Source organism: Curtobacterium sp. A7_M15 (assembly GCF_030705415.1).
Taxonomy (GTDB): domain Bacteria; phylum Actinomycetota; class Actinomycetes; order Actinomycetales; family Microbacteriaceae; genus Curtobacterium.
This window is the reverse complement of sequence record NZ_JAUZED010000001.1, coordinates 38,215-52,824: the sequence shown is the minus strand read 5'-3', so window position 1 is coordinate 52,824 and position 14,610 is coordinate 38,215. Positions and strand designations below refer to the sequence as shown.

General features: G+C 71.0%; 11 protein-coding genes. 10 read left to right on the top strand and 1 reads right to left on the bottom strand.

Annotation, left to right across the window (positions count from 1 at the left end):
- Nucleotides 1-32: 32 nt before the first annotated feature.
- Nucleotides 33-1,664, top strand: coding sequence for a dolichyl-phosphate-mannose--protein mannosyltransferase (locus Q7F20_RS00235; protein ID WP_305738114.1), 1,632 nt, complete (start codon nt 33-35; stop codon nt 1,662-1,664).
- 18 nt (nt 1,665-1,682) lie between these two features.
- Here Q7F20_RS00235 and Q7F20_RS00230 read toward each other — a convergent pair whose 3' ends face one another.
- Nucleotides 1,683-2,330, bottom strand: a complete 648-nt coding sequence (locus tag Q7F20_RS00230; RefSeq protein WP_305738113.1) for a TetR/AcrR family transcriptional regulator — start codon at nt 2,328-2,330, stop codon at nt 1,683-1,685.
- Between the two features lie 165 nt (nt 2,331-2,495).
- Between Q7F20_RS00230 and Q7F20_RS00225 the strand changes: the two genes are divergently transcribed.
- The 9 genes from Q7F20_RS00225 (at nt 2,496) to Q7F20_RS00185 (ending at nt 14,608) form a co-directional block, all read left to right on the top strand.
- Complete coding sequence (locus tag Q7F20_RS00225) at nt 2,496-4,037, top strand: MFS transporter (RefSeq protein ID WP_305738112.1); 1,542 nt, start codon at nt 2,496-2,498, stop codon at nt 4,035-4,037.
- Between the two features lie 339 nt (nt 4,038-4,376).
- Nucleotides 4,377-4,937 (top strand): MOSC domain-containing protein, encoded by a 561-nt coding sequence (locus Q7F20_RS00220; protein ID WP_305738111.1) that lies wholly within the window; start codon nt 4,377-4,379, stop codon nt 4,935-4,937.
- An 82-nt stretch (nt 4,938-5,019) separates the two neighbouring features.
- Complete coding sequence (locus tag Q7F20_RS00215; protein WP_305738110.1) at nt 5,020-5,895, top strand: sulfurtransferase; 876 nt, start codon at nt 5,020-5,022, stop codon at nt 5,893-5,895.
- Nucleotides 5,896-6,049: 154 nt separating this feature from the next.
- The gene (locus Q7F20_RS00210; RefSeq protein WP_305738109.1) at nt 6,050-7,117 is read left to right on the top strand and encodes an NAD(P)-dependent oxidoreductase; all 1,068 of its coding nucleotides are present in this window, start codon (nt 6,050-6,052) and stop codon (nt 7,115-7,117) included.
- A gap of 4 nt (nt 7,118-7,121) precedes the next feature.
- Nucleotides 7,122-7,694, top strand: coding sequence for an AAA family ATPase (locus Q7F20_RS00205; RefSeq protein ID WP_305738108.1), 573 nt, complete (start codon nt 7,122-7,124; stop codon nt 7,692-7,694).
- A 38-nt stretch (nt 7,695-7,732) separates the two neighbouring features.
- Nucleotides 7,733-9,577, top strand: a complete 1,845-nt coding sequence (locus tag Q7F20_RS00200) for a thioredoxin domain-containing protein (protein ID WP_305738107.1) — start codon at nt 7,733-7,735, stop codon at nt 9,575-9,577.
- A 19-nt stretch (nt 9,578-9,596) separates the two neighbouring features.
- Nucleotides 9,597-13,451 carry an ATP-dependent RNA helicase HrpA gene (gene hrpA, locus Q7F20_RS00195; RefSeq protein WP_305738106.1) on the top strand — a complete coding sequence of 1,285 codons (3,855 nt, stop codon included), beginning with the start codon at nt 9,597-9,599 and terminating at the stop codon, nt 13,449-13,451.
- Nucleotides 13,452-13,469: 18 nt separating this feature from the next.
- Nucleotides 13,470-14,243 (top strand): CPBP family intramembrane glutamic endopeptidase, encoded by a 774-nt coding sequence (locus tag Q7F20_RS00190; protein WP_305738105.1) that lies wholly within the window; start codon nt 13,470-13,472, stop codon nt 14,241-14,243.
- On the top strand, nt 14,240-14,608 hold the full coding sequence (locus Q7F20_RS00185; RefSeq protein ID WP_305738104.1) for a VOC family protein: 369 nt from the start codon (nt 14,240-14,242) through the stop codon (nt 14,606-14,608). Before Q7F20_RS00190 ends, Q7F20_RS00185 begins: the two co-directional genes overlap by 4 nt.
- Nucleotides 14,609-14,610: the final 2 nt, after the last annotated feature.

Genomic DNA, 14,610 nt, shown 5'->3' with positions numbered 1-14,610 from the left:
GTCACCGGAGCGATCCGTAGGATGCTCTCTCGATGACCAGCGAGCTGACCGACGACCGAACCGCCGTCCCCGACGGGCCGGTCGGCTCCCGTCTCGACGACTGGTGGGGGCGGACGCTCTCCACCGCCGGCCGCGTCGCACTGTGGCGCTGGGCCGGTCCGCTCGCCGTCACGCTGCTGGCCGCGGTCCTACGGCTCGTCGCCCTCGGGCACCCGCACTCACTCGTGTTCGACGAGACGTACTACGTCAAGGACGGCTGGTCGATCGTGCACCTCGGGTACGAGGGCACGTGGCCCGGCAACCCCGCGGACGGCTCCCAGCCGACGACGGACCAGCGGTTCGCGTCCGGCGAGACCTCGCTGTTCTCCAGCGCTGCGGAGTTCATCGCGCACCCGCCGCTCGGCAAGTACCTCATCGGCCTCGGCATGCTCCTGTTCGGCGCGGACAACTCGTTCGGGTGGCGGTTCGCTGTGGCGGTGCTCGGCACGGCGACCGTGTTCCTCACGGCGGTCATCGCCCGGTCGCTGTTCCGCTCGACGCTGGTCGGGACGCTCGCCGGGTTCCTGCTCGCGATCGACGGGCAGGCGATCGTGCTGTCCCGGGTCAGCCTGCTCGACGGGATCCTGACCTTCTTCGTGGTGCTCGGCTTCGGCGCGCTGCTGCTCGACCGTCGCTGGACGTCCCGGCGGCTCGACGCCTGGGTCGCCCGACGCACGGCGGCGGGCCGCGACACGCTCTGGGGACCGGTGATCTGGTGGCGTCCGTGGCTGATCGCGATGGGGCTGGCGCTCGGCCTCGCGACCGCGACGAAGTGGTCGGGCATGTACTTCCTCGCGTTCTTCGCGGTGTACTCCGTGCTGACCGACATGATGCTGCGGAAGCGGGCCGGCATCGAGTTCTGGTCCTCGAGCGCCTGGCTGCAGCAGGGACCGGCGTCGTTCCTGCTCACGGTGCCGATCGCCGCGGTCACCTACGTCGCGTCGTGGACCGGGTGGTTCGTGTCGAAGGACGGTTGGGACCGCGACTGGATCGCCACGGGCGGGCAGCGCTGGACCGGTGCACTCGCGTGGGTGCCGGACAGCCTGCAGAACTGGTGGCACTACCAGTCCGAGATCTACGGCTTCAACATCGGTCTGCACACCCCGCACTCGTACCAGGCGAACCCGCTGCTCTGGCTCGTCATGCAGCGACCCACGTCGATGTACTACGTCGGCACGAACGCCGGCCAGGACGGCTGCACGGCGACCCGCTGCGGAGAGGCCATCACCGGCATCGCGAACCCGTTCATCTGGTACGCCGCCGTCATCGCGACCGTCGCACTGCTCGTGCTCTGGATCCTGCGTCGACGGTGGGAGTACGCCTTCGTGCTGATGGGCGTGGCGGCGGGGTACCTGCCGTGGCTGCTCTACGTGAACCGGACGGTGTTCCAGTTCTACACGATCTCGTTCGAGCCGTTCATGGTGATGGCGCTCGCCGCGGCGATCGGGGTGGTCCTCGGATCACGCGACGATCCCCGTCCACGCCGGACCCGTGCGGTCGTCTGGGTCGGGGTGTACCTCGGGGTCGTGGTGCTCGCGTCGGCGTACTGGTTGCCGATGTGGACCGGGATCCAGATGCCGTGGGACTTCGTCCGGTCGCACTACTGGGTGCCCAGCTGGTTGTAGCGCGGGGTCGTTTTCGCGTCAGGACTGCGCGTGGAGTGCGCGTTCGATCGACTCGCGGTCGAGTGGCTCGCCCAGCATCGGCGCGTCGGTCGATCCCGGCAACACCCCTTCGATCAGGACCTCTGCGTAGCGCCGCCAAGCGTTCGGGTCGTGCGCGCGGGTGCTGTCCGCCACGGTGCCGACCATCGAGGTGAGCATCGGGAGGTCTCGGTAGTCGAAGCCGGCCCGGACCACCCCGGCGTCCCGCGCGCGGCGGATGATCTCCGAGACCTGGGTCTCGAGGCGATCGCGTTCCTGCACGATCGACGGCCGCGACCTGCCCGCACGCACGATGGCGTCGGCGAGTGCCCGATCCCGCGCGCGGAACTCGAACACGCCCATCAGGTAGACCCGCAGTGACTCACGCGGATCGGTCTCGTCCGCCGCTCGTGCGGCGGCGTCGTTCATCGCCTCGAACTTCGTCGCGAGCAGCGCCTCGATCAGGGAGTCCTTGTCGGCGAAGCGGCGGTAGACCGTCCCGACGCCGACGCCGGCCTCGTGCGCGATGTCGTTGAGCGTGACCGACAACCCGCGTTCCGCGAAGCACTTGCGTGCCGTCTGGAGGATCAGCTCGCGGTTGCGTGCTGCGTCGGCGCGGAGGGGGCGCTCGAGGTCGGTGGTGCTCACTGACCCGACGCTAGTTGAACTTTCTGGGAATAAGCGGATGCAGACCTTCCGTTTCGGTCTACACTGGTCACAAGCGGATGCGTCGCATCCGCTTCACCCCTCACTCTCCGGAACGCCCGACGGCGCGCGTTCCACCATCCCTCCACCTTCTCGAAGGAGGCTGCCGTGACGGCAGAACAGACCGTGCCGACCCCCACCGGGGCCGCACCCACGACTTCCGGCTCCGCGCCCGACAAGAGCAACCACCGTTGGATCGCCCTGGCGGTCATCGCCCTCGCGCAGCTGATGGTCGTGCTCGACGCGACGATCGTCAACATCGCACTCCCCTCCGCCCAGGCGGACCTCGACTTCGGCACCGACCAGCGCCAGTGGATCGTCACGGCGTACTCGCTCGCATTCGGATCCCTGCTACTGCTCGGCGGGCGGCTCGGTGACCTCTTCGGTCGCAAGAACACCTTCATCATCGGGCTCGTCGGCTTCGCCGTGGCGTCCGTGCTCGGCGGGCTGGCGGACTCCTTCGGCCTGCTCGTCGCCGCCCGTGCGCTGCAGGGCGTGTTCGGCGCGCTGCTCGCCCCCTCGGCCCTGGGCATGCTCACCACGACCTTCCGTGACCCGAAGGAACGCGGCCGTGCGTTCGGCATCTTCGGGTCGATCGCCGGCTCCGGTGCCGCGATCGGCCTGCTCCTCGGCGGCGTGCTCACCGAGTACGCGTCGTGGCGCTGGTGCCTCTACGTGAACGTCGTGTTCGCGGTCCTCGGCGTGATCGGCGCCCTGGTCTTCATGGCGAAGCCGCCGAAGGTCGAGCGTCCGCGCATCGACGTCGCCGGCGTCCTCACGATCACGGCCGGCCTCGTCGGGGTCGTCTACGGCTTCTCGAACGCCGAGACGAACGGCTGGGACGCCCCGCTCACGATCGTCATGCTCGCCGCGGGCGTGGTGCTCATCGCGGCGTTCGTCTTCATCGAGACGCGCGTCGCCCACCCGCTGCTCCCCCTGCGCGTCGTCCTCGACCGTGACCGCGGTGGCTCGTTCATCGCGATCGGCTTGGTGGCGATCGGCATGTTCGGCATCTTCCTGTTCCTGACCTACTACCTCGAGCAGACCCTCGGGTTCAGCTCGCTGCAGACCGGCCTGGCGTTCCTGCCGATGCCGCTGTCGATCATGATCTCGGCGACGCAGATCGGTGGTCGTCTGCTCCCCCGCGTCGGACCGAAGGTGCTCATCTTCGCCGGTGGTCTCGTCGCGTCGATCGGCTTGCTGCTGCTCCTCCGCACCGACCTCGACAGCTCCTACGCGGGGACGGTCCTGCCGGCGCTCATCGTGATCGGCCTCGGCATGGGCACGATCTTCTCGTCCGCGATGAACACCGCGACGACCGGGGTCGCCCGGGCCGACGCCGGCGTGGCCTCGGCGACGGTGAACACCATGCAGCAGATCGGTGGCTCGATCGGCACCGCGCTCCTGTCGACGATCTTCGCCGACGTCGTGAAGAACAGCCTCTCGGGGTTGTCGGCGGCGCCGACGAAGGTCCAGCAGGCGCAGGCCGTGCTCGACGGCTACCACGTGGCGTTCGGCATCTCGGCGGGCGTGCTCGTCCTGGTCGCGCTCGCCGGTGGGCTGCTCATCAACCGCCAGTCGGTGCGGCGCGCGACGCTCGAGCACGCCAGCGCGGCGACGACCGGAAGCATCCCGACCGCGGCGCACTGACGCACTGCGCTCGACTCGAACGGCCCGTCCCGGTTCTCCGGGGCGGGCCGTTCGTGTGCGTGGGCGGGGTGTGAGGGGGGTGCGGGGGTGCGGGGCCGGGGCCATGGTGCGGTCGAGGCCGAGGCCGAGGCCGAACGACATCGTCGATGTCGTGCGACATCGGCGTTGTCGTTCGTTGCACACGGGGGTAGTCGCGGTCGGGTAGGAGCGACGTGATCGACGTCGTACGACATCGGCCTTGTCGTTCTGGGTCGACCCATCTCTCCACGCTCGACCCCACCCCACCCGCCCGCACCCGCCCCACTCGCGCCCCGACCCGATCCGCGCCAGGATCGAGAGGTGACCGAACACGAGCAACACCAGCCCGCCGTCGTCTCCGTGAGCCGCGACACCGACCACCGGTTCAGCAAGCCCGTCGTGGACGAGATCGTGCTCGTCGCCGGGTGGGGCATCGAGGGCGACGCCCACGCCGGCACCACCGTCCAGCACCGGTCCCGGGTCGCGCGGGACCCCTCGCAGCCGAACCTGCGCCAGGTCCACCTCCTGCACACCGAACTCTTCGACGAGGTCGCCGAGGCAGGGTACGAGGTCACTCCGGGCCAGATGGGCGAGAACGTGACCACCCGTGGCGTGGACCTGCTCGGGTTGCCGACCGACACGCTCCTGTACCTGGGCGACGAGGCCTGTGTCCGCGTGACCGGTCTCCGGAACCCGTGCCAGCAGATCAACGACTTCGAGCCCGGTCTCCTGCGCGCGGTGCTCGGTCGTGCAGAGGACGGCTCGGTCGAGCGGAAGGGCGGCGTCATGGCGGTCGTCGTCTCCGGTGGGACGGTCCGCCCCGGGGACCGCATCCGCGTCGAGGTGCCCGCCGGGGTGCCGGAACCGCTCCGTCCGGTCTGACGATCGAGCGCGGAACACGGTGGGTTGCGCCGTGTGTCCGTTTCCCTCGCGTGCGTCAGGGGTGCCGATTACCCTGTGCGGCATGGCCCCCGTCCTGACCTCGCCGCTCGTGTCGACGCAGTGGCTCGCAGACCACCTCGGTGCTGACGAGCTCGTCGTCCTCGACGCGTCCGTGCACACCGCGGGGGTCGGTCTCGAGACGACCTGGCGGACGGCACGCGACTCCTACGAGCAGCGCGGGCACGTCCCGGGTGCGCGGTACGCCGACCTCGTCGAGGCGTTCTCGACGCCGGACGCCGCCCTGCCGTTCACCCGACCTGGCGCCGAGCGGTTCGAATCGGCCGCCGGCGAGCTCGGCGTGACGAACACTTCGACGGTCGTGGTCTACGACGACAGCGTCGGCGAGTGGGCAGCGCGGCTCTGGTGGATCTTCCGCTCGTTCGGCTTCGACTCTGTCGCGGTGCTCGACGGAGGCTTCACCAAGTGGCGCGACGAGGGTCGCCCGGTACGCGTCGGTGCGCTGCGGTCCACGCCCGGAGCGGCGGAGGCCAGCGACGACACGTCACCGGTCTTCCTCGCCGGCGAAGAGCGTCCGCTCTGGGCCGACCACGACCGGGTCCTCCGTGCCGTCTCGGGCGAGCAGCCCGCGTCGCTGGTGTTCGCCGCGCCGGAGTCCGCTCTGGGCGCCGAACACCCGCCGATCGTCCCCGGCAGCACCCCGATCGCCGTCGGCTCGATCGTCGACCCGACGACGAACGCGTACCTGCGCGGCGCCGCCCTCGAGCAGGCGTTCGCGTCGGTGCTCGACGCCGACGAGATCGTCACGTACTGCGGTGTCGGCAGTGCTGCGTGCGTCGATGCCCTCGCGTTGACGGTCCTCGGCCACGACAGGGTCCAGGTCTACGACGGGTCCTTGCTCGACTGGTGGCGGCGCGAGCCCGAGGCCGTGGCCTCCTGACGCGACACCGCACGGCACCGAACCGGACAGCCGCCGGAGACCGGGCGGCGGCCACCCGCCAGGCAGCCGCCGGAGACCGGGCGGCGGCCACCCGCCCGGCGGCCGCCGAGCACTGGACGTCCGCTGCACTTCCCGTGCCGACTACCGTTGACGCATGAGCACCAGGCGCGCGGTCGTCCTCGGCGGTACCGGCGGGATCGGTTCGGCAGTCGCACGCGCGCTGCTCGACGCCTCCGGACGCGGCGGCGACGACTGGCAGGTGGACGTGGTCGCCCGTCGGGGTGGTCCGACAGCCGACGAGCTCACCGCAGCCGGAGCCACGTTCCTGCCGGGCGACCGCCGCGACACCGCCGTCCTCCGCGACCTGCTCCGCCCCGGCGCCGACCTGCTGGTGGACACGGTCGGCCTCACCCGCGACGACGCCCGGCAGCTCCTGCCCTTCCTCGACGACGTCGGCTCGACCGTGTTCGTGTCGTCGAAGGCCGTGTACATCGACGAACAGGGCCGACACGCCAACTCGCTGGCCAAGCCCGTGTTCGGCGGCGCTGTGACCGAGCTGCAGCCGACGGTCACGGCGGGCGACGGCGACCCCACCGGCCGCGACGGGTACGGCGCCGCCAAGGTCGCCGCCGAACAGGTCCTGCTCGACCACGGTGCCCCGGTCACCGTGCTCCGCCCATCGAAGGTGTACGGGGTCGGTATCGGTCGACCGCGTGAGTGGTTCGTCGTCCGACGGGCGCTCGACGGCCGGGAACGCATCCTGCTGGCGGACCACGGCCGTGGCGTCGACCACACCACGGCTGCGAGCGGCATCGGGTCCCTCGTCCGCCTCGTCGCCGATGCACCGGACCGCCGGATCCTCAACGTCGCCGACGACACCGCGCCGAGCGTGCTCGAGATCGTCCGCACCGTCGCCGGGCACGTCGACCACCCGTTCGACGAGGTCCTGCTCGACGCCGACGCTCCCGCGTTCGTGGGCACGACCCCGTGGAGCACGCCGACACCGTTCGTCCTCGACACCAGCGCAGCGCGTTCGCTCGGGTGGGAGCCACCGGCCTTCGCGACCGCGGTCCGCCCAGAACTCGACTGGCTCGTCGAGACGGCACACGCTGTCCCGGCGGGCGGCGACGTGCCGTGGGCCGCCGACCCGTTCTGGGACCGGCTCTTCGACTACGGTCCCGAGGACGCCGCCCTCGCGCTCCTGTCCCTCAGCGTGGACTGACGCCGTGCCGCGCTCCGAGGTCCTCTTCATCGGGGGCAGGTCCGGTGTGGGCAAGTCGACCGTGGCCGAGGCGCTGCACGACCTGCTCGTCGCCGCAGACGTCCGGCACGCGGTAATCGAGGGCGACTTCCTCGACCTCGCACACCCTGCGCCGCACGTCGAGCACCCGGAGGCACACCTCGCCGAACGGAACCTCGCCACGATGTGGGCCCGGTACCGCGAGCTCGGTCACCACCGGCTCGTGTACACGAACACCGTGTCGGTGCTGGAACAGGACGCGTTGGTCGAGGCGATGGGGGACGATCCCGTCGTGACCGCCGTGCTGCTCCGCGCCGACGACACGACGACCGCGGAGCGGCTGCGCCGTCGTTCCGTTGGTCATCTCCCCGAGGCGCAGCTGGCACACAGCACGCGGACGGCCAGGAGGCTCGACTCGACTGTCCGAGGCGACGTCACCCGGGTGGACACGGACTCCCGGTCGCCGGCCGACCTGGCCACGCAGCTCGCGTCGCTGGCGGGCTGGCTCAGTCCGCGCGAGCCTGTGGACACCACGGATCCGTCCACAGATCGCCACTGACGGCAGCACGCCCAGGACGGTCGAGGCAGGCTGGATCCATGACCGACAACCGCCTCGGCTCCGCCGTCAGTCCGTACCTCCGCCAGCACGCCAACAACCCCGTCGACTGGCGCGAGTGGGGTCCGGAAGCCTTCGCCGAGGCCCGCGAACGCGACGTCCCCGTGCTCGTGTCGGTGGGCTACGCCACGTGCCACTGGTGCCACGTCATGGCACGCGAGAGCTTCTCGGACCCGGGCATCGGCGAGCTGCTCCGCCAGGACTTCGTCGCGGTGAAGGTCGACCGCGAAGAACGGCCGGACGTGGACGCCAGCCTGATGGCCTCGGCGAGCGCCTTCACACAGCAGCTCGGCTGGCCGTTGACGACGTTCCTGACGCCGGACGGGCACGTGTTCTTCGCGGGCACGTACTTCCCGCCGTCGCCCGTGGGGCAGGTGCCGGCGTTCCGGCAGATCCTCGAGGCGGTGCTCGACGCGTGGACCGAGCGCCGACACGAGGTGGACGCGAACGCGAGCGCGATCGCGGCGGCGATCCGGCAGGGGGCCGAGGCGGACCGCGCCGCCCGGGGTGGTGAAGGTGGTGGCGGGGACGAGCCGCGCCTCCCGTCCGTCGACGAGATCCGAGCCGTCGTCGACCAACTGGAACAGGCTGAGGACACCACCTACGGCGGTTTCGGCGGCGCACCCAAGTTCCCGAGCGCGCCGTTGCTCGAGTTCCTGTCCGACGTCGGCGCCGACGGCGACGGTCGGGCATCCGCACTGCTCGAGCGGTCCCTGCATGCGATCCGCGCGACCGAGCTGACCGACGCCGACGGTGGGGTCTTCCGGTACGCGACCAAGCGCGACTGGTCGGTGCCGCACTACGAGCGGATGCTCTACGACAACGCGGGGCTGCTCGCGATCGCCGACGCTGAGCAGGCCCGGGGGATCGCCGACTTCCTGCGCGACACGCTCCGGCGCGGAGACGGCGCGTTCGTCGCGGCACAGGACAGCGAATCGACCATCGACGGACGACGGGTCGAGGGCGAGTGGTACCGACTCCCGCTCGACGAGCGCGGGCGGCTCGATCCCCCGCCGCTCGACGACCAGGTGCTCACCGGCTGGAACGGTCTGGCGATCCGGGGACTCGCCATCGCCGGCGCCCGCCACGGGGACGCCGAGATGATCGCGCTCGCGCGGGGTGCGGCCGACGCGATCATCGCCGGGCACCTCGCGGACGGACACGTGAAGGTGCGGTCGAGCACGCCGCGCGGCGCGTCGACGGCGCCGCCGACCATCGAGGACGTGGGACTCCTGGCCGAGGGGCTCCTCGAGCTCGCCCTCGTCACCGGAGAGCTCCCCTACGCCGACGTTGCGCGCACGCTCGTCGACGACGGCCTGGCCGGGCGGTTCGACGCCGACCCGGTGCTCACGGCGGCCGGGACGGCCACGGGCGAGCAGCCGCAGACCGCCATGCGTTCCGGCACGGTCGCACTCGCCGCGGCCGCCGCCACCCTCGCCGCGCTGACCGGCGACGAGTCCTACCGGGCAGCCGCAGCGTCACTCGTGGCCGACCGGGCCGTCACCGGCACCGAGCGGCCGCTCGGGCACGCCGACGCCCTCGGGGTCGCGCTCGCGCTGCAGCGTCCCTCGCGCGAGGTCGTCGTCGTGGCGTCGGACCCGAGCGACCCGCTCCGAGCGGCGGGCCACGGCGCTCGGCGTCCGGGGACCGTCGTCGCCGCGGTGACACCGGAGCAAGCGGCCGACTGGTCCGCCGCCGGCTTCACGCTCTTCGAGTCGCGCGACGGCCTCGACCCCGCCGGGTACGTCTGCCACGACCGGGTGTGCGCCCTGCCCGCGCGGACGGTCGACGAGCTGAACGCACAGCTCAGCACCCCGGACGCCTGACGGGTATCCTGGAATGCTCATGTCGACCACGCTGCCCGTCATCACGTACCCGCCCGAACTGCCGGTGTCGCAGCGGCGGGACGACATCGCTGCCGCCATCCGCGACAACCAGGTCGTGATCGTCGCCGGGGCCACGGGGTCGGGCAAGACCACCCAACTGCCGAAGATCTGCCTCGAGCTCGGCCGTGAGCACATCGGGCACACCCAGCCCCGGCGGATCGCGGCCCGGACCATCGCCGAGCGCGTGTCCGAGGAGCTCGGGGGCGAGCTCGGCGGACTGGTCGGGTACCAGGTCCGCTTCACCGACAAGGTGTCCTCCGACACCCGGGTGAAGCTGATGACGGACGGGATCCTGCTCAACGAGATCCACTTCGACCGCGACCTGAAGCGGTACGACACGATCATCATCGACGAGGCGCACGAGCGATCCCTCACCATCGACTTCCTGCTGGGCTACCTCAAGCGGCTGCTCCCCCGCCGGCCCGACCTCAAGGTCATCATCACGAGCGCGACGATCGACCCCGAGTCGTTCTCGCAGCACTTCGGCGACGCGCCGATCATCGAGGTCTCGGGCCGCACGTACCCGGTCGAGGTGCGCTACCGCCCGCTGGTCGCCGAGGACGCCGACGACCGCGACGACGACGGCGACGAGGACGACCCGCGGACGGACGACCACGGCGGCACCCCGGACGACCGCGACGTCATGCAGGGCATCACCGACGCGCTCGACGAGCTCGCGCGAGAGGACCCGGGCGACGTCCTCGTGTTCCTCTCGGGCGAGAACGAGATCCGCGACGCCCAGGACGCCATCGAGGGCAAGCGCTACGTCGGCACCGAGGTCCTCCCGCTCTACGGCCGCCTGTCCGCGGCCGACCAGCACCGGGTGTTCGAGCGTCGCAGTACGCCGGGAGTCCGACGTCGGGTCGTCCTCGCGACCAACGTCGCGGAGACGAGTCTGACGGTCCCCGGGATCAAGTACGTGATCGACGTCGGGACCGCCCGCATCTCGCGGTACTCGCCGCGGGCCAAGGTGCAGCGGCTGCCGATCGAGGCGATCTCGCAGGCGAGCGCGAACCAACGGTCCGGTCGCGCGGGTCGCACGAGCGCCGGCATCGCCATCCGGCTCTACTCCGAGGACGACTTCGAACGCCGTCCGGAGTTCACCGACCCCGAGATCCTGCGGACGAACCTCGCGGCGGTCATCCTGCAGATGATCTCGCTCGGGTTCGGCGACATCGAGGCGTTCCCGTTCCTGCAGCCGCCGGACTCCCGGGGTGTGAAGGACGGCCTCGACCTGCTCCGCGAGCTCCGAGCCGTCGACGCCGCGGGCACGATCACGAAGACCGGCAGGCAACTCACCCGGTTGCCCATCGATCCCCGGCTGGGCCGCATGGTGCTCGAAGCCGGTCGGCAGGGCGTCGGGCGCGAGGTCATCGCCGTCGTCAGCGCCCTGAGCATCCAGGACCCGCGCGAGCGCCCCCTCGAGAAGCGCGCGCACGCCGATCAGCTCCACGCACGGTTCGCCGATCCGACGAGCGACTTCCTCACCCTGCTCAACCTCTGGAACCACATCGAGGACAAGCAGGAGGAGCTCTCCTCCAGTGCGTTCCGCCGGCTGTGCAAGGCCGAGTTCCTGAACTACCTGCGCATCCGTGAGTGGCAGGACCTCTACCGGCAGCTCTCGCGGGCGGCGAAGCAGGTCGACGTCCGCATCGGGCAGGCGCGCTCCGACGACGGCGACGCGGTGCACCGGTCGTTGCTGGCCGGGCTCCTCAGCCAGATCGGCCTGCGCGACCGCGAGAAGCGCGACTACCTCGGGTCGCGGAACACCCGGTTCGTCCTATTCCCGGGCAGTGTGCTTGCCAAGAAACAGCCCGACGCCGTGATGGCCGCCGAGCTCGTCGAGACCAGTCGGCTCTTCGCCCGGACGGTGGGTCGGATCGACCCCGCCTGGGTCGAGCCGCTCGCCGGGGACCTCCTCAAGCGGACGTACGGCGAGCCCCACTGGGAGAAGAAGCAGGGCGCGGCCGTCGCCTACGAGCGGGTCACCCTGTTCGGCGTCCCGATCGTGCAGCGCCGCCGAGTGCAGTACAAGCGCGTCGACCCCGAGCACTCGCGCGAGCTCTTCATCCGGCACGCACTCGTCGAGGGCGAGTGGGACGGGCAGCAGGCGTTCGACCGCGACAACCGCAGGCTCCGGCGCGAGCTCGAGCAGCTCGAGGAGCGCACGCGTCGACGCGACATCCTCTTCGACGACGAGCGGGTCTTCGAGTTCTACGACGCCCGCGTCCCGGCGGACATCGCGACCACGCGCGACTTCGAGGGGTGGTGGCGCCAGACGAGGCGTGAGCAGCCGGACCTGCTCACGATGCGCCGGTCGGACCTGCTGGACGAGGACGCGGCCGAGGCCGCACAGGACCAGCATGAGTACCCGACCCAGTGGCGGTCGGGCGACCAGCGCCTCGCGATCAAGTACCGGTTCGAGCCCGGCGCCCAGGACGACGGCGTGAGCGTGCAGGTGCCGCTCGCCCTGCTCCCCCGCATGCGCGAAGAGGGCTTCGACTGGCAGGTGCGCGGCCTCCGCAAGGAACTCGTCACCGCGCTCATCAAGTCGCTGCCGAAGCAGATCCGCAAGAACGTCGTGCCCGCTGCCGACTGGGCCGAGAAGATCGTCGCCGAGCTTCCCGACGACGCCCCGACCGAGCCGACCGAGTCGTTCCGGGCCACCCTCGCCAAGGCGATCCAGCGCATGACGTACGTGCCCGTGTCGGAGTCGGACTTCGATCTCTCGCGGGTCCCGGCCCACCTCCTGCCGACGTGGGCGGTCGTCGACGAACGCGGCCGCCGGGTCGAGGCCGGCAAGGACCTGTCGGCACTGCAGACGAAGCTCAAGGACCGGACGCAGCAGAGCGTCGCCTCCGCGACGTTGGGCGCCGCAGGGCGTCCAGGAGGCGCGGCTCGCGTCGCGTCGGCCGCCTCCGGTGGTGCCGTGGAACGTTCAGGGCTCACCGCCTGGCCGTCCGACGATCTGCCGCAGGTGCTCGACACGAAGCAGGCGGGCGGCGTGATCCGCGCGTACCCGTCCCTCGTCGAGGAGGGCGAGGGCCCGAAGGCGACGGTCGGCGTCCAGCTGCTCGCGACCCCGTCCGACCGGGCCGTCCGGATGCCCGCAGGAGTCCGACGGCTGGTCATGCACGCCGTGCCGTCGCCGGTGTCGTACATCCAGTCGCACCTCACCGCCCAGGAGAAGCTCGCGCTCGCCGCCAGCCCGTACCCGTCCACCGCGGCGCTCTTCGACGACGTGCTCGCTGCGGTCGTCGACGCCGGGATCCGCCGAGCGCACCCGGACGGGCTGGTGTTCACGAAGGCCGACTTCGAGGCCGTGCGCGACACCGTGTCACGAACCGTCGTCGACACGATGTTCACCGCCGTATCCGAGGTCGCTGCGGTCCTCGCCGCACACCGCGCTGCCGAACGCTCGCTCAAGCAGGCGAACTCGATGTCGCTCCTGCCGGCGCTCACGGACATGCGGCAGCAGATGGAGCGGCTCGTGTTCCCGGGGTTCGTCTCGGTCGCCGGGCTCGATCGACTCCGACGCATCCGGGTGTACCTGCAGGGCGTGGACGCCCGCGTGCAGAAGCTCCTGCAGAACCCGGGCCGCGACGCGACCTGGATGCGCGAGGTCACGGTGGCGACCGACCGCTACGTCGACGCGGGCGGGACGTTCCCCCCGGCCGTCGGGGCACACCCGGAGCTCGTGCACGCCCGTTGGATGCTCGAGGAGTTCCGGCTCAGCCTCTTCGCCCAGGAGCTCGGCACGGCCGAGACGGTCTCGCTGCAGCGCATCACGAAGGCCCTGGCCGCCGCCCGCTGATCCCGCTAGCCTCGGGGCATGGTGGGGACGGCAGCAGAGCCGGAGCGCGTACCGGTGCGGTACGGCAGGGCGATCGAGCGAGGGGACGGTCGGGACTTCCCCTACTACGACGGGGATCCACTGCCGTTGTCCGTCGTGCAGTGGGTGACGGTGATCGTCGCGTGCGCCGTCGGGTTCCTCGTCCTGAGCTTCTACCCGGCGGCGGACAACGTGCAGTCGCTGGTCCCCCGGTTCCTCTTCGCGGCCATCCCCCTCACCGTGTTCATCGTGTTCACCCGGCGGCACTGGTCGCGGATCTTCCAGCGGACCACGGGCCGGGACGTCCTGGACATGGTCGCGTTCGGGATCGCCAACCTGATCGTGTCGTCCGTGATGGGCATCCTGGTGAGCATCGTGTTCGGCGCGAACGCGAACACCGCGACGGACGGCGTCCACGGCGCGGCGGAGGTCACGACGTTCTACCTCGGCACCGCGATCCAGCTGTTCGGCGAGGAGCTCTTCTCGATCCTGCCGTTCCTCGCCGTGCTGTCGTTCTGCTCGCGCGGTGGGATGCCCCGGAAGCGGGCGATCCTGGTGGCGTGGCTCGTGACGGCGGTCTGGTTCGGTGCCGCGCACCTGCCCACGTACGGCTGGAACGTCGCCCAGGCGTTCCTGGTCATCGGGGTCGCACGACTCGTGCTGACGTTGGCGTACATCCGCACCAAGAACATCGCCGTCAGCACCGGCGCGCACATCATCAACGACTGGGCGCTCTTCACCTTCACCATCGTCACGACGGGAGCACTCCTGTGATCGGCACACTCGACGTCATCGTCCTCGACTGCGCGGACACCCGGGCACTCGCACGCTTCTACGCCGAGCTCCTCGGCGGCGAGATCGTCGGCTTCGACGAGGACTGGGCCGAGGTCGCGCTGCCGTTCACGGACCACCGGCCGATCCTCGCGTTCCAGCGGGTGGCGGAGTACCGCGCACCCGAGTGGCCCGGGCAGGACGTGCCGCAGCAGAGCCACCTCGACGTCAAGGTCGACGACCTCGACGCCGGCGAGACCGCGGTCCTGGCCATCGGCGCGACGGCGACGGGCTCCGGGACGGACACGTTCCGCGTGTACCTGGACCCCGCCGGGCACCCGTTCTGCCTCATCCGTCCGAACGACTGACG

Excerpts from the sequence above, each read along its gene's own strand:
- Q7F20_RS00235 (WP_305738114.1), top strand. The coding sequence starts at position 33 with ATGACCAGCGAGCTGACCGACGACCGAACCGCCGTCCCCGACGGGCCG.
- Q7F20_RS00215 (WP_305738110.1), top strand. The coding sequence starts at position 5,020 with ATGGCCCCCGTCCTGACCTCGCCGCTCGTGTCGACGCAGTGGCTCGCA.
- Q7F20_RS00210 (WP_305738109.1), top strand. The coding sequence starts at position 6,050 with ATGAGCACCAGGCGCGCGGTCGTCCTCGGCGGTACCGGCGGGATCGGT.
- Q7F20_RS00200 (WP_305738107.1), top strand. The coding sequence starts at position 7,733 with ATGACCGACAACCGCCTCGGCTCCGCCGTCAGTCCGTACCTCCGCCAG.
- hrpA (WP_305738106.1), top strand. The coding sequence starts at position 9,597 with ATGTCGACCACGCTGCCCGTCATCACGTACCCGCCCGAACTGCCGGTG.
- Q7F20_RS00190 (WP_305738105.1), top strand. The coding sequence starts at position 13,470 with ATGGTGGGGACGGCAGCAGAGCCGGAGCGCGTACCGGTGCGGTACGGC.